At 39.7% G+C, this 21,492-nt stretch carries 14 protein-coding genes and 1 pseudogene; 3 read left to right on the top strand and 12 right to left on the bottom strand.

The features are described 5' to 3' along the window. Positions 1-120: 120 nt before the first annotated feature. The 6 genes from BV375_RS07485 to BV375_RS07460 form a co-directional block, all read right to left on the bottom strand. Positions 121-1,419: an O-antigen ligase family protein gene (locus tag BV375_RS07485; protein WP_086758878.1), complete on the bottom strand. Its 1,299-nt coding sequence runs from the start codon at positions 1,417-1,419 to the stop codon at positions 121-123. Between the two features lie 25 nt (positions 1,420-1,444). Beyond that, entirely contained in the window at positions 1,445-2,617 is a 1,173-nt protein-coding gene (locus BV375_RS07480; RefSeq protein WP_086758875.1) for a glycosyltransferase family 1 protein, read from the bottom strand. Beyond that, a complete protein-coding gene (locus BV375_RS07475) occupies positions 2,604-3,887 on the bottom strand; it encodes an oligosaccharide flippase family protein (protein WP_086758873.1) in 1,284 nt (427 codons plus the stop codon). Before BV375_RS07475 ends, BV375_RS07480 begins: the two co-directional genes overlap by 14 nt. Next, the gene (locus BV375_RS07470) at positions 3,874-5,862 is read right to left on the bottom strand and encodes a nucleoside-diphosphate sugar epimerase/dehydratase (protein WP_086758871.1); all 1,989 of its coding nucleotides are present in this window, start codon (positions 5,860-5,862) and stop codon (positions 3,874-3,876) included. The genes BV375_RS07475 and BV375_RS07470 overlap by 14 nt, the downstream gene beginning before the upstream one ends. A 1,876-nt stretch (positions 5,863-7,738) precedes the next feature. Then, positions 7,739-8,620 carry a CoA-binding protein gene (locus BV375_RS07465; protein WP_086758868.1) on the bottom strand — a complete coding sequence of 294 codons (882 nt, stop codon included), beginning with the start codon at positions 8,618-8,620 and terminating at the stop codon, positions 7,739-7,741. Between the two features lie 287 nt (positions 8,621-8,907). Beyond that, positions 8,908-10,134 carry a succinate--CoA ligase subunit beta gene (locus BV375_RS07460; RefSeq protein ID WP_086758865.1) on the bottom strand — a complete coding sequence of 409 codons (1,227 nt, stop codon included), beginning with the start codon at positions 10,132-10,134 and terminating at the stop codon, positions 8,908-8,910. A 708-nt stretch (positions 10,135-10,842) separates the two neighbouring features. Here BV375_RS07460 and BV375_RS07455 point away from each other — a divergent pair. Together BV375_RS07455 and BV375_RS07450 are read left to right on the top strand one after the other, a co-directional pair. Then, positions 10,843-12,921: a hypothetical protein gene (locus tag BV375_RS07455; RefSeq protein WP_339376806.1), complete on the top strand. Its 2,079-nt coding sequence runs from the start codon at positions 10,843-10,845 to the stop codon at positions 12,919-12,921. Positions 12,922-13,078: 157 nt separating this feature from the next. Further along, positions 13,079-13,321 (top strand): hypothetical protein, encoded by a 243-nt coding sequence (locus BV375_RS07450; protein WP_086758946.1) that lies wholly within the window; start codon positions 13,079-13,081, stop codon positions 13,319-13,321. Between the two features lie 69 nt (positions 13,322-13,390). On the opposite strand, the gene BV375_RS07445 is transcribed toward BV375_RS07450, so the two are convergent. From BV375_RS07445 to BV375_RS07420, 6 genes and pseudogenes are all read right to left on the bottom strand, one after another. Next, positions 13,391-13,993, bottom strand: coding sequence for a hypothetical protein (locus BV375_RS07445; protein WP_086758862.1), 603 nt, complete (start codon positions 13,991-13,993; stop codon positions 13,391-13,393). Positions 13,994-14,035: 42 nt separating this feature from the next. Next, positions 14,036-16,381: a WD40 repeat domain-containing protein gene (locus BV375_RS07440; RefSeq protein WP_086758859.1), complete on the bottom strand. Its 2,346-nt coding sequence runs from the start codon at positions 16,379-16,381 to the stop codon at positions 14,036-14,038. Between the two features lie 382 nt (positions 16,382-16,763). Beyond that, complete coding sequence (locus tag BV375_RS07435; protein WP_086758857.1) at positions 16,764-17,153, bottom strand: hypothetical protein; 390 nt, start codon at positions 17,151-17,153, stop codon at positions 16,764-16,766. A 318-nt stretch (positions 17,154-17,471) separates the two neighbouring features. Beyond that, positions 17,472-18,893, bottom strand: coding sequence for a HAMP domain-containing sensor histidine kinase (locus tag BV375_RS07430; protein ID WP_086758944.1), 1,422 nt, complete (start codon positions 18,891-18,893; stop codon positions 17,472-17,474). Beyond that, entirely contained in the window at positions 18,893-19,270 is a 378-nt protein-coding gene (locus BV375_RS07425; protein ID WP_086758855.1) for a response regulator, read from the bottom strand. Before BV375_RS07425 ends, BV375_RS07430 begins: the two co-directional genes overlap by 1 nt. Before the next feature lie 251 nt (positions 19,271-19,521). Continuing rightward, positions 19,522-19,854 (bottom strand): annotated as a pseudogene (locus BV375_RS07420) (response regulator); the annotation flags it as partial. Positions 19,855-20,251: 397 nt separating this feature from the next. Here BV375_RS07420 and BV375_RS07415 point away from each other — a divergent pair. Then, complete coding sequence (locus BV375_RS07415; RefSeq protein WP_086758850.1) at positions 20,252-21,451, top strand: FAD-dependent monooxygenase; 1,200 nt, start codon at positions 20,252-20,254, stop codon at positions 21,449-21,451. Positions 21,452-21,492 lie beyond the last annotated feature (41 nt).

Raw genomic sequence — 21,492 nt, 5'->3', positions numbered from 1 at the left:
TATAAGCCATTATGGTTGCCGCAATGTTAAGAAAGTCGTAATAATCAGCTGCTAGTGAACATTAGGTTAAATTATTGGAATTTTGATATTACTAATTACATATTTACTCATAATATTTTTTTATCTGCTATGTTTATTATTCTCTGCTTTAGCAGTACCTACATTAAAATTTAATGCTAGTGCACCAAACAGAAAAATCCACCACAGCGTGTTAACTTGAGCGCTTCTGAAGATAAAAAAATCAAAAAACATTGAAAAACCCGATGCAAAAATACCACAGTTAAAGATAGAAAATTCTGCACTCTGGAGATTACTGAGGAGGAGACGATACAAAATAGTCCATAGGCAAACAAAATAGATTAAACCAGGAATTCCTAGTTCAACAATACATAGAAGAAAGGTTGAGTGAGGGTGATACAACAGAGAACCGTAAGGATTCCACACTAAATCAAAATATTGATTTGTCTCACGAGCACCCTCAAAATCTGGAATATACCAAGGCCAATATGAACCATAACCAGAACCAAAAATATTAACTTGTTGAGTACGATGTTGAATAATTTGAAAGGATGTCAAGTATGTATCTGAACGAGTTGTGTCTTCCAAAGACTGAAGACGATCAGTCTTTGCTTTTGAAAAAAACAGTAGAATTGCTGCCATTGTAACAATTATCATTATTACCAGCGCCATTTTTGCCTGCTTATTATTCTTCATAAAAAACATTAAGAGCAGAAAGAAAATAGCGAGAAGTATAAGTCCAGTCCGCGCTCCCAAACCAATAATAGTTATCACTAGGGAAAAAACAACGCTAGCCTTAAACAAACGATGGCTGTGACTTTTAATAAATTCCTGAATAGCAAATGCTAAGGCTGGTAATAATATGAAAAAACCGGTGGTTGATACAAACAATGGTCCGCGTACCCTTTGTATACCGAACTGTTCCGCTTCGAAATCATCTGGAGTTGTCAGACCCAAGGAGAAAAAAGACTGTGCAGTGTACAACAGCCCTACTACTGACAAAAGAACTGTAAGCCTCCAAATAAATGGATGAACAGATCGGGAATCTCTTTTTGCTATTAGATAATAGCCAACTAAACATGCTGCTCCTGTCAACAGCAGTGTGTAGCGCATTGCTATGGAGTCAGTTTTGTTCATACCACTCCATTCGACGGATGCAGCAGCATATAGTAGTAGAGAAACTGTCAAAAGTGGCAAGTAGCTATGCCAATTTATATTTATATTATGTTTTGTAGCGCGACTATTTTTAACTGCTGGCAGCAAAAAGTATAAACAAGCAATTGCAATATTAATTATGTCTTTACTATTGACAGGTATAGATGCGATTTCAAACCTAGGAGTTTGAGTATCTGGTAGAAGCGCCCAACATATATACATTAACAAAAATGATAGGTCTAACATAAATTAGAACTGGCAATTGATTATTTTATAGCGTTGAAAAGTTAGACTCGTAAATATCTATGAGATTTTTGACTCCCATCTTAATATTGAAATGGCTATTTTCCACAGCAGCTAGAGCCTCGGATTGAGTAATAGCTGAACTTGAATTTCGTGCATCTACAATTGCCTTTGCCCAATTTGATGCTGATTTTGAGAGAGAAATTCGTTGTATAAGAGGCTTGACTATATCTGCTTCCTCCGGCACCACATCCGAAAGAATACAGGGTAGTCCTGCTGCTTGTGCCTCGATTAGTACTAAGCCTAGCCCCTCGTACAAGGATGGAAAGAGAAATACATCCATAGCACCCAGCATTAATCGATGTACGTCATACCGGACACCTGCAAAGATAACACGATCACTCAAGTCTAACTGTGCTACTTTCTGCTTGATATTTGGGCGCAGTTCCCCATCACCCACCAGCAACATGTGCATTTTAGGTTGCAGTTTCGCTACCTCAGCAGCGATTTCTAACATAAACAGATGGTTCTTCTGTTCAACCAATCTGCCAACATGACCAATAACAAAAGCATCAGCAGGTATGCCAAGTTCGGTACGAACCTCTGTTGGCTCAACAGGGTTTCGGAACGAATTTAGATCCAGGCCACAGTAAAGTGTTTGGTAACGAGGATTGTCTTCCCAGGCTGAACCAAACATATAAGCTGTTGCCTTACGGCTAGCTCCCAAACCAATGGTTGCATATTTAGGAATCAACGATTTTGTCCAAGCTATATACGAGCGACGAAACAATCCTTCCCTAGCGTCAGATGAGGTGGTGTCATTATGACTATGGGCAATACGCACAGGCAAACCTATCTGCTTTGCTAAGCGGAGGATATAACCATTGAAGTGAGCTGTATGGCTATGGATGATGTCATAAGGACCATACTTCTGCAAAATTCCTTTGAAGGTGCGATCATACAACCACGGTTGCCACACATATTTCTTCGGATGAGGGCACAGAATAATTCGACTACCAAGGGCACAAATTTTTTCAGCTTCTGGGCAGGCATCTAGAACGTGAACTAGAAAATCCATGCGAAAGCGATCACGGTCGATATGTTGCAAGATATCAACTAACCACTTTTGAATGCCACCACCTCCTCTTAGTACATAAAGCACATGGACGATTTGAATGGGACGCCCATTACTTGCCTTCATAGTTCTTATCCTTTTTGTTAAATGGGGGACTAATTCTTTTAAATGCATGGAGCAGCACGCATAAATTACTCCCTGCTTCCACTATTGCTGCTATGATCAGCGCGATCGCCGCCCCTCGAAGACCTTGGTTGGGAATCAACCAAAAGCAGGCTAGAGTTGAAGAACTAGTGACCAAAAAAGACAGAGGGACTTGTATAAGGAAGTATCTAGCTGCTGTTCTGCCATAGCCCAAGCAGGCAAAGGTATAATTAATTGCTGCTCCTATCATGAGCAAAGTAAAAACCTCTGTATACTGGGCATACTCAGGACGGTAAAGAAGAGTTAAGACTTCTTTGCCAGCAACTAGTGCTACAACAACACCCGCTCCTCCTATCAATGCATTAACTGCTCCTAATTTGAAGAGCAACATACGGAAAGCAGCGCTATTTTGATTTGCATAGTATTTTGCTAGTCGTGGAACAGCTGAATCTGCTAATGCGCTTACTATCATCTGTTCTGCCACCATTAGGTATGATATTGCGGCGAAAATACCCAATCTATTCTCTCCCAAATAATGTTCTATAAAGTAGCGAGGAATATTAGTGTTGAGAGAAATTAGCATCATGACTAAACCCAGAGGTAAAGCTAAAGGTACTAGCTTTGCCAGCGTTGCCAGATGCCATCGGGGTTGGACTTGTGAGACTTGGTTTAATATCAAGGCTCCGTTACGAATGTCGTATGTAAGCAGAACTATAGCCCAGGCACAGACTAACCCAACTACACCCCAGACAATATTACCCGATATGTAAACTCCTATGCCCAGCAGTAGCAGCGAGAGAGGACCTTTAATCATTAGCGACAAGGCAATCCGATCCATCCGTTCGTGCTGCTGGAGTAGTCCGTAAAACACATCGCTAATCGCTTCAAATGCTTTTGCTAAACCGACTAGCAGAATAACTACCGATGTTTCCCATTGGTATCCTGCTAATAACGTGATGGTAGCTATTATGACCAGTGCTAACCCTGATCCGATCAGCCTTAGCCCTAAATAATCGCTAAAAATGTATTGTTTTTTTGCGTCTGTTGCCTGCACAACTCGCAGTTGGAGATTTGTAAACATTATTACAGGCGCAGTAACCGCTAGCCCCAAAGTGAACTGTCCTACCATCTCGGGACTGCCTAATTTTGCCAGCAACACCAACATCCCCCACTGGCAAGCTGCATAAACAGCATTACCAATGAATGTCCAGGAGAAGTTACGACGTAGTGTTAAGGGCTTATTTACTTGCATATACCTTTAATGGCAGTTGATTTTGTAAGTATTTCGTTCTATATCCTGGTACAATCTGCTCAAGCAAAAAGATAATAGAAGTCGCATCGTTTTTATCTGCTGATTTACACAAAGCCTCTATAGCAACATTCATATTGTTAGGAATTATCCGACTAGCATTTTTCACGACTAACAATTTTTCGTGTTGGGTTGGTTCATACTCTTCTCCTTCAATAAACAACTCCTCAAATAACTTTTCGCCAGGTCGCAAACCTGTAAATTTAATCTCAATATCTTTGTTGACTTCATATCCTGAAAGACGAATGAGTTCCTTTGCTAAGTCAACAATTTTCACTGGTTCGCCCATATTCAGCATTAATACTTCACCACTACGACCAAGTACCACTGCTTGTAAAACTAGTTGTACTGCCTCCGGTATTGTCATAAAGTAACGGCAAATTTCAGGATGAGTAACAGTGACTGGACCGCCTGCTGCAATTTGTTTGGTGAAAGTAGGAACCACGCTACCTCGACTACCTAAAACATTGCCAAAACGCACAGCAACATAAGGCTTGCCAGTTTCTCTTGCAGCTTGCAAAACCAACATTTCGGCAACTCTCTTAGTGGCTCCCATGACATTAGTCGGGTTAACTGCCTTGTCTGTAGAGATCATCACGAAATGTTTAACATTGTATTTTTTCGCCATATCCAGCAAATTTTTTGTCCCTAGGACATTATTAGTTATGGCTTCTGCTGGATTTAATTCCATGAGAGGAACGTGCTTATGAGCCGCCGCATGAAAAATCACATCTGGTTGGAATCGCTCAAAGGTATGTTCTAATCGAGACCGAAAACGGATATCAGCAATCAATGCATAAATTAGCGGTATCTTTGGTTGTGCTTTGCTATCGTGTTTAAGTACCTGGGTAAGTTGTTCTAATTCCTGTTGAATATTGAAAACAGAATTTTCCCCGTGTCCTAACAGTATGATTTCCGCAGGTTGGCACTTGAAAATTTGACGGCAAAGTTCGCTACCAATTGATCCACCTGAACCTGTAATTAATACTTTCTTGCCTTGAAGAAATTGGTAAACGCTCTCAATATCCGTCTGTACAGGCTCCCTTCTTAGCAAATCCTCTATGCGTACATCACGAACGCTGTCTAACCGCACCTGACCATTAAGGATTTCATGTATTCCTGGTAAAGTGCTAGTTTGAATTCCATTTGCTTTGCAAATATCAACGATTTCCCGAATCACTCGTCCTGCAACTGTCGGCATCGCAATGATTACCTTACGGATTTGCAGATATTTCACAAATTCTGGAATATGATAGCGATCGCCTACAACAGGAATCCCACGAATGTGTACATTCAGCTTTTGTGGATCATCGTCAATGTAGGCTACAGGATAAAATCCTAATTGGGGATTTCTTTGCATTTCTTGCACGAGTGATACCCCTGCACTACCAGCGCCAACTACCAATACCCGCTCGTTTTTGTTAAACAATGCTAGTTTTTTGCTAGTTCTTTCCACACATCGAACACTGAAACGCAACCCACCAATAAAAATAAACGAAAGCAATCCATCAAGAAATGGTAGCGATTGTGGCAGTTTCTCTATAGCAAAATGGGGTATATATTTAACAACATCAAATAAAAGGCTTTGGATGACTACCGCAGCCAACACTAACATCGCTATATACGTCAGTTCCTCAATACTGGCATAGCGCCAGTAACGTCTATAAAAACCAAGACTCCAAAATAAAGTTAGTTTGACTGCTAAAAAAAGTATTGTTGCAATTATTAGCTGTGTTACATATGCGTTCAATGAAAGAACGCCATCTAAACGGAGAATCAGAGCTAATAATGGTGTAATTGCAAACAGACCAATATCACAAACTAACAGATGTCTATTTTTCAGATGCAGCAATCCGAATAGGAAAGCATTGGCAGCTTTTTGAGATACCAAGTAAAACTTAAGGAGTAGGTAGTTCATTTACGTAAAGCTATTAAACCCTGATAACATGCTTATGTTTGTTGCTAAAGCCTGATAGCTTTATTTACATAAGCAATTAAAAATTGTCATTTTATTTCCCCTAAAAAGCCTTACCAGGCAAGGCTTTTTAATTAATGTCATTGCAATTTTAGCAATGAATTATTGCTGAGATTTTGGCATTTTTTTCCCCGCCCAAGTTAATAAACATTTAGATATTAACTAAACCAAATGTATGATTATAATCATCGAAATAGATTTTGAGATGATTACTATAATTCAATAGTAGGAACTAATATTTATATTATTTGTCCTACTTACTGATGCCCTTAGGCAACAAAAAAAAGGCTATTGTCCTAAAACGACTAGCTTATGGAGATGTTAATATCTTTCGGTTCCATTACCTCTTGAAGAATACATGAATTTATCAGAGTATGGATAAGATATTGAACCTAGTTATTAGGTGTATTCTAAATTGGAAAATGTATGGCTAATCAATTTCGCTACGAAAACAAACTAACAAATCTGAGTAGTCTACATAAACTTATCTTTTGCCTGGGTTTTCAGACAATTTTTTGTGAATCTGGTTTACGTCTATAGTTTATGCAACAGTGACTTCCAGTATCGAGGCGATTTTCCAAAATGAGACATACCGTGTTTATCGCGTCATACAATTAAACTTAAGTTTCCTACACAATTATGTATGCAAGTCTTCCTCAACTTCTTGAGTTATCTCAGCGATAAACAATCAATGTCAAAATAGTTCGTTCTTATTTGATTTGTTAAAGCTTGACTTCATTTTAGGTTTTAGTTTTCATGCTACTAAATATCCTCCTGCAAGTAGATAACACTAAGAGCCAATTTGCTTCTATAAAACTATTATCACTTTATTTGGTGAATGTATATACAGTTTATAAACTGCAATATTTAGGATATTAGGTTTTTATCCGCTGTTTGTAGCACTTTTTGGTGATCTAATTTATATAGATTTTATGAACTGACCTACTTGGGATCGGCAAATATATGTAGATGTAATAAAGAAAACCATTTAGTTAAAACTATATTAAATCTATAGCTCGTATTATCAAGCATCAATTAGGTTATTTGCTGGCTAATCATGATATTTGATACTATCATTTCTTTTTTAAATACAAAATTAAGTATCTTTCTTATTATTGATATCAAACTCAGAAGAATATACCTCTATAAGGTGTTGACAATTTCAGCACTGTTGCAATTATTCAAAAATTAAACTCTGGAAGCTGGAATTGGCAAAGCTGCACACGGATGAGCTAGCTTTAAAGCATTAATATCATGCGCGTTGTCGCATATTACCACAGGCAGATCAAGAACGCGAGAAGAGTATTTTACAAAATCAATGATCCAGAAGCTGTCATAGCGAACGAAACTGAGTTTAGAGAAGTAATATCGCTTTTTTATTACTCTCGTCAGATTAAATTTAAAATCCTATTTTGACGTTAGTCCACGCAGGCGGACTTTGTTTTTGTAGCCGCGATTTCTAATCGCCTTCATTATTCTCTCTCCCGAGTCATAGAAGAGCGTTACAAACTTCTGCGATTACTACCCTACTCTTCAGGAACGCTTTCAGTGAACGGGAAGGCTTCGCCTACATTCCGCTACCTTTTGGGAAGCCCCCTTTCAGGCGTCTACGCTCTATTCGCAATGACTGACAATGGGGCATTTTGTTACTTGGAGTACTCTAACAGAAAATTTGCCAGACTTATTGAGTAGCTCAGTCTTTAACTCTAGAATTGTTAGTTACGGTATCAATATATATATGATGAGGAAAGTCCGGTTTTCGACCTTTCCCTCTTTATCTAGGTTTAGCAACAAGTTTATTAATATCTAAATTATTGAGTTAATTAATTCCCTTTCTTACCAATTCTGGAATTTGAGAAGGGCGTTCGGCTACTGGAACTTGCGCTTCTTGAAAAGCAGCTAATTTATGTTGTGCCGTACCGAAGTTAGGATCGCGTCCAATAATCGTTGCTAAAGTACCCGTTTGACGCCAATGTTTTCCTGGTGGCGCTTGCCTACCTGCAATGTAAGCAATTACTGGTTTATCAATTGCTTCAGCTATGTAGCGCGCCGCAGCTTCTTCACTACCACCACCGGGTTGACCTACTAAGACGATCGCTTGTGTAGTTTCATCCTCATCGAGAATTTGCAACCATTGCAGAAATGATGAACCAACGATCGCATCACTGCCAATACTGACACTAATCGACTGCCCTAAACCAGCTTTGGTTAATTCCCAAGCAACTTCGTAGGTGAGGGTGCTGCTGCGGCTGACAATTCCTACTGAACCTGGGGTATAAAATTCACTAGGATGAGTACCTAAGAGAATTTTGCCAGGCACAATGATTCCCGGACTGTTAGGCCCCACCACCAGGGTTTCAACGGACTCGGCTTTACGCAGTAATTGCACCATATCTAAAGGGGGTACACCAGCAGAAATGATGATGATCTGGCGGATATTAGAGGCGATCGCTTCCAATGCTGCATCTAGTACCTGGTAAGGGTTGACACAAATAATTGTCGTGTCAATTGGCCCAAATTGTCTTACTACCTCCTCCACCAGATCGAATACCGGAAGATCGTATAGTTGTTGCCCACCAAATCCAGGATTTACACCAGCAACCAAATTCGTACCATAAGCTTTCATTTGGGTAATATGAGTTGCTGAAATAAATTCACTGAACCCTTGGATTAACACTTTACTGTCTGGCGTTAAGTTCATAAAAAATTACGGTAAATTTGACATCCCAGCACCAGAAGTTACAGGGAAGAGATTGACACATAAATGGTGTGACATAATGCCATTTTGACTATAATTCACAACTATTGTCTTTAAAAACTGATTAAATCTAGCTCATCCTGAGAGGCTGTTAAATAAGTATTACATAACACATCAATTTACTGATACTATCCCGGAATTACTTAATGAATTGGGGGAAACAAATACTTTTTAAACATCCTATCTGCTGTATTCATTGCAGCTATTTTTACATACAGGGTGAACTGTTATTACCTTTTATAAGCAGTTGATTTGGCAAGACGGACTGATTCCGCCACCGCCTCATCTAAATTTTCTACTAATATTAGCGTATCGCCTTGGGTTGGAAGCGTAGCTAAATATTTTCTAGCTGCATTAAACTCAGAACCTGCAAGCCGGACAACCAAGCGGGGAAAACTACTTTCACGCCGATGTTTGCTGCCATTAGTACGTACAGCCTGTGATTTAACTTCACTTTTGTCTTGTTGCAGAAATTTGCTCAATATTTCAGCAAATTCGGCACATTCAGGAATGCTACCTAGGAGATTCACTAGTATTACTTGAATACTTTTGTCAGCCGCCAAAATTTTCAAACTCGTATCTAAGCGATCGCAGAATGTAGTCTCCGAAGTATCGCTCAAGAAAGCATGGCGCAGATTTAAGCAAACACCAGGCTTACCACCAGCATTGACTACTAAATCTAAAGTTGCCAATACCGAACCAGTACCATTACCGAGAATGCCAATTTTACCGTGCATTTCTAAGCCATCCCACTTAGACAAATGACCGTTGGTCTCAGTATGACTATGAGTCTTGACTAGTGTTGCTGCCATTTCGGCAATTTCTAGATGACGTCCAATTGCCCGTTCGTTAACCCTAACTTTACCATTGAGGGCCATCACTTGACCGACGGCATTAACTGCAAGCGGATTAATTTCTACTAAGTCTAAGTCTTTTTGGATAAATAGCTGATACATCTTCTCTATAACATTGCTAATCGATTGCATCAGCACACCCTCTAAACCCAGTTTCAAAGCCAGTCGTCGCGCATAAAATGGAGAAAATTCTTGTTCCACAACAACATACTGCATTTTTTCCCCTGCCGATTCCCAATCAATATCTGCTTCCTTGCAACCTAAGAGTACTGGTCGGCAAACAGCGGTATCTAAAACTACTGCTAAATATAATTCCTGCTTGGCATCGTATTTTGATTCTGCCAGTAAAACTTCAGGTAACTCACCCCAAATCGGCAAATTGAAGATCATTTGCGCGGCAGCGATCGCATCGATTGTTGTTTCGACAATCCTCACTCCACCAGCTTTTGCCCGTTCTGCTGCATGTACTTGAGATTTCAGTACAACTGGGTAGCGAATTTTTAACCGCTTCAAATCCGTAGGATGGTCAATTCGTTGGGAGGGCAATACAGGAATGCCTATTTCTCCAAACCATTCTTTAACTTGGTACTCCAATAAATCCATTGATCCGCACCTGGTAGCGACACTTACTTACAAAGTATTTCTTTGAATATTGTCTTTAATCTTTCACAGCATCCTAATTAAACAATTTAGCTTTAGAGACCTATCAAAATTTATTTTTCAACGATCAATTTTATCGAATTAAGTAAATTAGGTAAATTAAATGTTCCACCAACAATCGGCTGCATTGCAATAAGACGTTATTAATCTCCTCAGTAAATTTCCCAGGATGTCAGGAAAAGACCATACTCATAAAAAACCTCAGTAATGTAGATTTATTTTTCTACAATTCCTAGTGTAGAGTGTGAAACACGATAGCGTAACGCATCACTCTCAAGCATTGGTAAGTTTGTCAGGTGAGCAAGCAACTGGCAAAATTCAAATTTGAGATTTTATCTACATTCTTAACATAAATCTTATTTGGTTTATTTGCAGATAATTTTGTCACTACTGAACTGCAAATACTGAAGAGAAGGACAGTAGCACTTAGGCATTTTACAGTAGATGTAAAGCAGTGAAAATGCCTAAAAATTTTATTATTCCCATTTTTTATGTGTAATTTCTACTTTAAGCAGGATTGTCAAATATGACTTGTAGCAGTTGTCAAGTTGAGAGGCATGAATATTTTCTGCTCTCTTATTTTTGCTGAAAAGTCAGAATTTGTGTTAGAAAGTTGGTCAATCTGATTATCTGGCTTTAGTTGGTTAAACTGTGCATCTGCAAACAACAAACGAAAGTTCTACCTTTCCCACCCTCGAAGATAAGAAAAACAATATAGAAGAACAGCGGGAACGCTCTATGACAGTAGCAGTTCAGCAGGAAGACTTACAGCTGTTAACCAAAACTTTGCAGGAACTCTTCCTTGCCGAAGTTCCATCCGGCGGTGTCTTTCAAGTGAAGTGTGCCGTCAATAATGACGGACTGATGATTCTAATTCAACATCCAATAGGTTTGACAGTTGACACCCAAATAGTCTTTCAAGTAGTTGAGGACGCAATCCGGTCGGTACCAACCCAAGGAGAGCAAAATGTCCAATGCTTTGTGAGAGTATTTGGTGAAAAACGTCCTTATACTAAACGTTCCCTCTATATCAATCAGAGGGTAGAAATGGATGAAATTAATCTTTACCCTACTCTACAGGCAACTGCTTTGGAAGAGTCTACGGGTAATTCCTCTGGTAATAGATTAATTTTCCCTCCCTTCTCTGTGCCGATTTCAGACGATAGATCAATTGATGAGACAGATTCACCATTTACGCCTCCTTTCTCAACAGCTTCATTAGATGAGACAGATTCACCATTTACGCCTCCTTTCTCAGCAGCTTCATTAGATGAGACAGATTCACCATTTGCAAAGAACATCTCAGCAACTTCATTCCTAGATGAGACTGATTCATCATTTACGCGTTCTACCTCAGTAGCTTCATCCGATGAGACGGAGCACGAAGAAGCGTTTGATCCCTTTGCTGGCTCACCAGATTTATTAACTTCTAAGCGAGCAAAACCAATCAAATCAATTTTGTTAGGTGGAGCTTGTGTAGGAATTGTCGTGTTAGCTGGCGGAGCTTACTTCCTGACTAGCCCTTGCGTAATTTCCCAGTGTAAAGAAATACAAACTGCAGAACAATTAAAAACCGAATCTAGACGATTAATGCGCCATGCCAAATCGGAAAAAGAATTAGTAGCGGTGCAACAGCAACTGAAAGCATCAAGCTCAGACTTAGAAAAGATCCCCTCTTGGTCTCCCCAATACCAAAAAGCTGAGGAACTACAAGCAAGTTTATCTGGGTCGTCCGAAAAAATCGATCAGGTGGTAAAAGCTTTGCAAGCAGCATCCTTGGCGATGAGTAAAACTAAAACGCCTACCAATAGCCTAGAGGAATTACAAGCTAGACAGAAACTTTGGCGAAGGGCGATCGTACCATTAGAAGCGATCGGTTCCAATAGCGAATTGTACGATCTGGCGCAAGTGAAATTACTGAGTTATCGTGTCGGCTTGAAAACTGTTAATCAGCAATTGTTAGGAGCAGAAAAATGGTTGAAAAAACTCAACGCTGCTCAGGCTGTAGCTAATGCAGCCGCCCAGCAAGAGACAATGATTCAATCCTTGCGTGACTTACAAAAGGTGCAATCTACTTGGCAGGTGGCAGTTAATGCATTGAATATCATTCCCCGAACTAGCTCAGTATACCAACAAGCACAAACACTCTTGGGAGAATATAAACCAAAACTAGCAGCAGCACGCGATCGCGCTACTAAAGAACAACTAGCAGCCAAAACTTACCAACAGGCTATTAGCACAGCCAACCAAGCCAAAGCATATGAGCAAAAGCAACAATGGCAGCCAGCCGTACTCCAATGGGAACAGGCTTTGCAGTCTGCTAAACAAATTTCTGATGATAGCTTTCAATATCGCTTGGCTCAAACTCTGATTGAACCCTACTCTGCTGCCCTGAAACAAGCACAAGCAAAGCTAGAAATGGCTAATAGTTTGCAACAAACCCGCACTGATCTAAATAAACTTTGTACTAATGGAATGCGGATTTGTACTTTTACTATAGATAATCGCGGAATTACTGTGCAGTTAACCCGTGAATATGACCTAGCACGGCAAAGTACAAGTACTTCACCTAATGCTAATCCTCCAAAATCAAATGTAATTGCTGATGGAAATCAACACTTACAAATGTTACAGCAAGCGTTGGGAGTAATTAGCGACAATGCTCAACTGTCTTTGTCTATTTATGATTCTCAAGGCAAACCAGTATATACGCGATCGCTGGAAGGCTAAGCATAGTAAACAGTAGGGTTGGGCAATGCCCATCCTACTAAATAATTTTGATATGGATGTATGCAATTCAGTACTGAGTTTTGTTGCAAAAAAACAAAACTTCCTAAATTATGAGTATTTTAAATCCAAAAAGATATTTATTAATTTTTCATTGGTTATGGCTTCTGGAATTTATGCGATCGCTAACATTGGTCGTTTTAAAGTCTTCGTTGGCGATGTCAACAGTGTTAAACTAGTATGGCCTACAATACTGGAGATGCTCAACACTGGCAATTATCCTCACGCGGAATTGCAACGAGAGTGGCAGCAATTAGGACAGCAAAGACATTTCACATTTCACACTCAAAAAGAGATTGCAGGCAATCGGGAAATTATTGGTATTGAGCAGATGGAACGCTAGTATTAATTTGCCAAAATTTGACTATATGTAAAATGCTTATCCAATAAAAAACGGAATTTATAACTAGAATCAACCTGCTTTTACCATCCATACAAAAAAGCTGAGAATTTGCTCAATAGGAGGAAGAAAATAATCCATTAAATCAATTGTGATTATTTGTCCTTCTAATTTGAGAAACCGCCACTGTGTACCGCTACTTACTGTTCCGTAAATTGTTGTGAGAGGCTGTTCTCTGGCTTGATTAAATCGCTGTGCAGCTACCATTTCTGCAATACATTGTCCTAGCCCAGATTTAAGATCAGATTTTTTCGCTTCAACAATCACAATTGCAGGTGCTTCCACTGTTAATTGTTCCGAAGAACGACTTATGAGAAAATCGCATACCCCGTTGAGTCCGACACTGGCATCAACGTTAAATTCTTCACCTGAAAATACGCTGATTGTGGAATTTAAGATGCGTCGTACTTCTAGAAGTACAGGATTTATAATTACCTCAGAACGTGCTTTTTCTGTATCTACAGCTATAGCCCAAGGTAAATCTTCTAAAATACCTTGTAGTCTTTGACTGGGAACAATTTTTTCGATCGATTCGGGGAAAAAACGCACTCCCTCTACAATTTTTAGGTGAAAATCTTGTTTGACTTTATCGATGCTGAATTGACTGTATGGCATGATCAATAATGACAATTTTAAACAAGAATGTGACAGATGAATTTATTGTTTTATACAACTATCCACCATATATATTTTAATTGTTTGATCGGAACTACCAGCGGCAAGGAATTTACCATCTGCACTTAAAGCAATAGAATTAACTTGCCCTGAATGTCCGGTAAGTGTATGCAGCAGTTCGCCTGTAGAAATACGCCACATCTTGATGGTTGTGTCAGCACTACCACTCCAAAGTATTTCTCCATCAGGATTAACTGCGATGGATTTCACCTCATCTGAATGTCCAGCCAGGGTATCTAGCAGTTTACCTGTAATTAGATGCCAAATTTTGATGGTTGTATCAGCACTACCGCTAAAGAGAATTTTGCCATCAGGACTTATAGCTAGAGATTTGATCCCGCTACTGTGACCGATGAGTGTGCGTAATGGATCGCCAGTGCGTGGATTCCACAGCCTGATTTTACTATCAGAACTTCCACTGGCGAGGATCGTGCCATCGGGGCTGATAGCAGCAGTATCGACTGCGGATGAATGCCAAAGGGTACAAATGCGATCGCCTTTATGCAAATGCCAAATCTTAATTTTATGACTACCACTAGCAAGAAGTTGGCCATCTGGGCTGATGACTACAAAGTTAACAGGTTTTTGATGCCCCAACAGTGTATGCAGTAGTTTACCTGTTTTTAAATGCCAAACCTTGACATTACTTTTAGGATGTTGATAGCTACCGACGGCGAGATAATTACCATCAGGACTCACAGCTACAGAGGAAATTTCTCCTAAATTCTCTGTCAGTGTACGGATTAGTTTGCCTGTATGCAGATTCCATACCTTAATAGTTTTGTCTGCACACCCGCTAACTAACATTTCTCCATCTGGTGCGATCGACACAGATGATATATTGCCTAAATGGCCGGTGAGGGTATGACAGAGAGTTGCAGATTCTGGGCTAGGCTGTTGGTTGAGATTGGCGATCGCCTGTAACATACTTTCAACCTCAAGAATACTTTGGCGATCGTCAACAACTGTGAAATACTCCTTTAACTTGGTAAGATATTCCCTATCTTCTATTCTGAGCGCAGATTGCATCGCCTTTAAAGGATTATTTACCTCTTGTAGTGAAACTTGGTGCAGTTGCAACCATGTATTGATAGAATAGTCAACCTGTTCCTTTGCCCAAGAGCGATCGCTTAAATAAGATAAACTCACAGCTAATTGCAAAGCTAACTCTGGAATCCAGTAACGGCGCTCCTGTTCTAGGGCTTGGTAAACTTGTTGATAACCTGTAACTATTACTTGTACTGATTGTAAATCTAAATTATCGTCAAGCAAACTCATCAGTAACTCCGGTAATAGTGGTGGAACATCATGATGAATTAGGTGATAAATATCCGCCACCCAGCTAGTAATCAGACAGTGACAGTTGATCAAGACTTGGCAAAGTCTTTCAACATCCTGATGATTAATTTCATATTCTAGGGATAGCTTATTAATATTAATACCTTGATTTTGCCATTTTTCTGCTTTTTCTAAAATTGCTAAATTTCTCACATTATCTTTACCTATAATGTTTACTTCGTCTAAATCTTCTCCTAGTGATAACAATTCATCTCTGATTTTTCTCCATTCTAAAGCTCGATTTTTAGCAGAATTTTCTAATATGGCTTTGTAAGGTAATCTCGATATAGTTTGATAGTAATAATTTCCTTGCCCCAATCCCCAATAAGCAATGCGGAAGTTGAGATAATCTCCATCATGCTCTGATTCTAAAATTAAAATAGGCTCTGTTTTTAACATACTAAACAGAGCCTTGATACTGGATTCGCTATGAAAACGTTTGCTATCCCATGCACCTGCTAAAAATTCTGTTGGTCTGACTGAATTGTGGAGCGAGTAGTGCTTGTTAATAAACTCTCGTAACCCTTCAGATAACATTAACTCAATTTCTGGAGTTACTTGATTTTTATTAGCAAATCTCTCATATTCCAGCTGTGGAGGGGCGATAAAAATTTTTAGTGGGATACGTCCATAATTAATGTAAGACTCTAAAATTTGGGAAGGATATAATCTTAACGGCCAGTTTTCTAGAATTTTGTGAACTTCTGGTAACTTGAGTGCTGTTTCTCTCTCTTTTTGAGTTATTTCTAATAAAGTCTGATGTTGATAAACAGCTAATTGATGTTGTAGGCGTTTTTCTTGTGTCAATCCTACTTCATAGTTAAAATTTGAAGTAGCAATATTTAAAGATTGATCTGATTCGGCAATTGTCAGGGGAATTTCGTACTTAGTTGCATTTAAGCTTTCCTCCATCCGCTTTTGAATGAAAGATGCAATCACAGGTGCAAACTCTATTACTAACTGTATGAGTAATCTTATTCCTTGCTCCATAAGGAGATTCCTGTTAAATAAATCATAGTAAAGAGTAGCTCGATTCTTTCACTATTTCTGCCATTTATCAATAAAAATAAATAGCTGGCGATTTTGAATCGTCAGCTATACAAACAGGAACTACCTACCCAGGGTTTCTAAAATCTGCTTCTGAAACTCATAGTCTCAATTCAGACAATAAACTAAAATGATGATTTAGGAATCTTAGATTACTTTATCTATGCCTTAATGGTAGATAAATCATAGTCAGTATAACTGGCGATCGCCTTGAGCCTAAACTACATCGAAATTAAAGGCTACTCAATATCTATAAATACTAAATTACTAACACCTGCGAGAGGTGTTTATTTTTATTCCTCTATGTTAGTTGCTGTAGAGAAAATTAGAATCTTACTCCTAGTTGCCCATTGAAGCCACGAACAGAGTTGTAACCTGCACCTACAAAAATGTGATCTGTAGCGCCTACCTGAACACCGCCAGAAACAGCAACACCTTTATCTTCTGAATAATATCCTAGTCCTACATAAGGTGAAATTACTGGTAAGTTGATAAATTTCAAAACATCTACTCCAGTAGAACCGTCAGGGCCAGCACCTAGTTCAACACCCAAGTTTAAAGCTCTAGCTCCCACAGCATAGGTGACATCACCATCATTTCCACCCACTGACACCCAAGGTTGTGGTATTAATTGAGCAGAGGCCTGATTTGGGGTGAACAAAGTTACAAAACCTAGTGATGCAATTAGTGCTTTGGCAATTACTGCTGTTTTCACGTTATTCTCCTAAATTACTTGCCACATTTTAATTGTTTTGTCAGAGTATCACTGGTTTTACACTACTGTTAATCCAGATTTATCCTAGATGTGTAATAGAGACGGATTGGACTTTGTTTAAGTGCCCTCAAATTAACTTAGATACTTTTTTAGTTTTTACATAGGACTCTTATTTGATTTTTGCGAAGCTAGGAACACCCTCACCTCTATTCTTTCTTGTTCCCTGTTTTCTACCTCTACTTTGTAAATTCAGGATATCAAATCGGATTGCTATAGCAATGAGCTAAAATTCAACTACATCATTAACTTGTTGTACTACTACTTGGTTGTTAACGGTAAGCAAATTGTAAAAGTTGCTCCCTGACCGACTACGCTGCTAGCTGTGATGCTACCATGATGGGCTTCTACAATCCGCTTCGCCAAGGCTAACCCTAAACCGCTACCACTACCTTTGCGGGAGGGGTCTGTTGTATAAAATTGTTCAAAAATTCTTGGTAAATCAGGCTCACTGATACCCAAACCTTGATCTTGAATTTTCACAACGGCTTGTTTTCCTTCTTTGTACCCAGAAATGAATATCTGAGAATTGGGTAATGAGTGTTTGATAGCGTTATCTAACACATTCAAAAAAACTTGCAATAGTCGCTCAGGATCGCCTTGTAGCGATAAGTTAACTACATTGACTTGCACAGATACGCCAACAGTTTGCATACGAGGTTCCATTGCGCTCACAGTCCGGTTAATCAAACCGCACAATGAGAAAGTTTGCTGTTTTAATTGGGTAACTCCGGCTTCCAAACGTCCTAAATCGAGCAAATCATGAATTAGTTGAGATAAGCGTTTAATTTCATTTTCGATTGTTTGGAAAAAGCGATCGCATAATTCTGGTTCTTCGTAGGCTCCGCTTTTTAGTGCTTCTACAGTTACTTGAACGTTGCTAATTGGTGTGCGCAGTTCGTGAGAAACATTTGCCAAAAACGAGCGACGTTCTTGCTCTAGTGAAGCTAGTCGTATGCTCATCCGGTTTAACTCTGCTGCTAACTGATCTAACTCATTGTTCTGGTTAATTAAAAGCTTGTCACCAAAATGACCTTTACCCAGGTGAATAGCAAAGTTTCGCATTGTTTCAATTGGTTTAGAAAGGCTGCGCGCAAGACGAGCACTAATCAGCGCACACAGCAAAATTACTAACGTTAATGCTCCTAAAACACTCCAAATTACCCTAGCAAACTGACGCTGATACTGCTCCAGAGTGATGGACATGCGTAGCACACCCAGCAATTGACCACGACGCGAGATTGATTTAGCAATGTAGAGGCGATCTTCATTTGATAAAACTCCTTTTGCAATCCCCTGCGCCTGATGATTTTCTAAAGCTTCGCGGATTCCCGGAACTTTATACCAGTCTCTAACTTGTTTGTCGATTCTGGAATCAGAACTAGCTAGTAAACAAGCTTGTTGATCAAAAATGCGGAGTGTTACTGTTTGTGGCGCACCATAGCGTTGCACTAACTCCTCTAGCTTTTGAATATCTTGTTTTTCTAAAGCATCAGCTGCACTCTCGCTGAGGGCTGTTGTCCAATTCTCTAAATCAGCTTGTCGTGTCCGCATGAAGTAGGTATGAAATGACCAGAGAATGTAACCTGCCATGAAGGAGGTTCCTAAAGCTGTGAGCAGCAGGTAAGTAGCTAATAACCTGGCATATATAGAATTGAAATGGATGCGCCGTAGCCAGTCCATCATGAAGACTGCTCTCCAGAACGACGCTGCAATACTGTTCTGATACTAGCTAGCAGTTCATTAGTTTTAAATGGCTTAGTGATATAGTCATCTGCGCCTGCTTCTAAGCCCCAAATCTTATCAACATCTTGGTCTTTTGCCGTGAGCATAATGATGGGAACATCTGAAAATGCTCGAATTCGCCAACAGACTTCCATACCACCAACCTCTGGTAGCATCAGGTCGAGCACAATTACATCTGGTACTTGCTTGTGGAACTGTTTGATAGCAGTATGCCCATCAGCAGCTGTTGTTACCTTATAACCTTCTTTTTGTAGTGTGTATGTAAGGCTTTCACGCAGAGGAGCTTCATCATCTACGAGTAAAACGTGAGGCATTTTATATTGCACAATCGTCAGCGCCCAATTTTAAACTACATTCGGCACTGAGTTCAACAAAGCAGATCGTATTTGCTGACAAGAATTTAGTAACAATATTGCCTTTTCTGTATCTTAGTGGCAAATTTCCTCTCTGTGTTGAACAAGATACTACGTAGATCCGTAGCAGTCAGACATTGCTCGGTAAAGCTTTAGTTGAACTTGTTAAGCAATGCGATCGCCCTTAGGAGAAGTTATCCATCCTCGCCATTCAACACTTCTGCTACTCTAGCTTCCAGTTGTCCTAAACCAAATGGCTTGGTGAGATAGCTATCAGCACCTCTACCTTCAGCTAAATGCGTAGTCAGCATAAGTACAAATACTGTTCTCTGATTTTGCATCTCTTTGCAGAGATCGTGAATATTCACATCTGGTAAACTCACATCTAAAATCACTAGATCTGGGTGAAAGCTCTGGAATACAGCTCTTGCTGTCTCACCATCTGCGGCAGCTTCCACTTGATAGTTCAGTTTAGTTAAAAAACGCTGGATTAAGTTGCGAACTGCCGGATCATCATCAACTACAAGAATTTTCCTCCGAATCATAAATGTCTCTTTATATGAGAACATAAAGTTGCTTGGTTCTATGTAATATAGTTGTGTAAAGGACAAAGACTAAAATAGTGTATTACAACTCTATAAAAACCGCTATAAAATGATTGCTATTTAAATGCGATCGCCTAAACTGATAAGTTGCCTTGTTTCATATAAAAGACTACTGATAAAACCGTTGAATAAATCAATTTATTATTTTAATAAAATTAAGTTTCAACCAACTGAAATAATATTTGCCTAATGACGACTCACCCAGACATTGCCACCAAGCAAAGGTTAACGGAACTTAGACATACATAAATACAGTAGTGGTGATGTTAGAATGCTCTCTAGGGTTACCGCAAACAAGATTGATATTTAGAGATAATTCAACAGGAGTGAAAAAGTGATGGCTCAGGTTGTAATTGTTGGGGCTGGACCCACTGGTGCAACACTTGCACTCCTGCTTGTGAAACGCGGTATTGAAGTCAAATTGATTGAAGCATCCCGTAACTTTCGGCGAGTTTTTCGCGGTGAGGGGTTGATGCCCAGTGGAATAAATGCCCTAGAACAAATGGGATTATTACCTATCTTAGCACGTATACCCCATCGCGCTTTGGATGCCTGGGAGATTTTAATTAACAACCGCTCACTTTTTCGAGTTGATGAACCAATAGAAGATGGTGGTTGTCCTACTACACTCGTTTCACAGCCAGCCCTTCTGCAAGCGCTGCTCGAAGAAGCAAGCACTTATCCTAATTTCGAGTTTGTGCAGAGCGAACCTGTACAAGATTTGTTGTGGAGAAATCAACGTGTTTCCGGTGTCAAGCTAGGTGAAGAACGCTCTATTTCTGCTGATTTAGTCATTGGGGCAGATGGCCGTAATTCAATTGTTCGGCAACAAGCAAATTTATCTTTAGAACAACAATCTCAAAGCTTTAATATTCTTTGGTTTAAATTAGCGAATAGTCCACTTTTTGACATTGAGAATGTATTTTATTCGATTGTTAACGGTAGTCATGCATTTGCTGTGTTTCAAGGATCAGAAGGTAATCTCCAATTAGGCTGGTCGCTCCCGGAAGCTTCTGCTATAGACTGGAAGCAAGTCGATTGGCCCAAAATGTTGGCATCCGTATCACCTCCTTGGTTAGCAGAGCATTTCCGACAAAATGCAGAAACCATTGAGAGACCTGTACTGTTGACTGTTGTGGTTGGGCGGTGTCCGCGTTGGTATGTACCCGGGTTATTGCTTCTGGGTGATTCTGCTCATCCCATGTCACCTATCCGCGCCCAAGGAATTAATATGGCTTTGCGGGATGTGATTGTTGCCGCAAATTATCTGGTGCCGCTGTTGCGTTCTCAAGCAGGACATATCGATATTGATGCGGTGTTGCCGCAGATTCAAGCTGAACGAGAGCCAGAGATTGTTCGGGTGCAGCAACTTCAAAGTCAGGAAGCGGCTCAGGCTGAACTATTGGGTAAAAGCTCACTGCTCGTATCGGTAGTAAGCAAGCTAGCTTTTCTGCTTCGTAAACCTGTTCGGCAGTCTTGGCTGCATCGGCAGATCCAGTTGCGCCAAGGTGTAACGCAGGTAGAGTTAATTGTTTAAGTTCTCTTTAGCAATATTGTCAACAAAAAGAAAGTGTTAAA

It is taken from the genome of Nostoc sp. 106C, assembly GCF_002154725.1.
Lineage (GTDB): Bacteria > Cyanobacteriota > Cyanobacteriia > Cyanobacteriales > Nostocaceae > Aulosira.
This window is presented reverse-complemented; position numbering and strand designations above follow the sequence as displayed.

Excerpts from the sequence above, each read along its gene's own strand:
- BV375_RS07485 (WP_086758878.1), bottom strand. The coding sequence starts at position 1,419 with ATGTTAGACCTATCATTTTTGTTAATGTATATATGTTGGGCGCTTCTA.
- BV375_RS07480 (WP_086758875.1), bottom strand. The coding sequence starts at position 2,617 with ATGAAGGCAAGTAATGGGCGTCCCATTCAAATCGTCCATGTGCTTTAT.
- BV375_RS07475 (WP_086758873.1), bottom strand. The coding sequence starts at position 3,887 with ATGCAAGTAAATAAGCCCTTAACACTACGTCGTAACTTCTCCTGGACA.
- BV375_RS07470 (WP_086758871.1), bottom strand. The coding sequence starts at position 5,862 with ATGAACTACCTACTCCTTAAGTTTTACTTGGTATCTCAAAAAGCTGCC.
- BV375_RS07465 (WP_086758868.1), bottom strand. The coding sequence starts at position 8,620 with ATGAACTTAACGCCAGACAGTAAAGTGTTAATCCAAGGGTTCAGTGAA.
- BV375_RS07460 (WP_086758865.1), bottom strand. The coding sequence starts at position 10,134 with ATGGATTTATTGGAGTACCAAGTTAAAGAATGGTTTGGAGAAATAGGC.
- BV375_RS07450 (WP_086758946.1), top strand. The coding sequence starts at position 13,079 with ATGGCTTCTGGAATTTATGCGATCGCTAACATTGGTCGTTTTAAAGTC.
- BV375_RS07445 (WP_086758862.1), bottom strand. The coding sequence starts at position 13,993 with ATGCCATACAGTCAATTCAGCATCGATAAAGTCAAACAAGATTTTCAC.
- BV375_RS07440 (WP_086758859.1), bottom strand. The coding sequence starts at position 16,381 with ATGGAGCAAGGAATAAGATTACTCATACAGTTAGTAATAGAGTTTGCA.
- BV375_RS07430 (WP_086758944.1), bottom strand. The coding sequence starts at position 18,893 with ATGGACTGGCTACGGCGCATCCATTTCAATTCTATATATGCCAGGTTA.
- BV375_RS07425 (WP_086758855.1), bottom strand. The coding sequence starts at position 19,270 with ATGCCTCACGTTTTACTCGTAGATGATGAAGCTCCTCTGCGTGAAAGC.
- BV375_RS07415 (WP_086758850.1), top strand. The coding sequence starts at position 20,252 with ATGGCTCAGGTTGTAATTGTTGGGGCTGGACCCACTGGTGCAACACTT.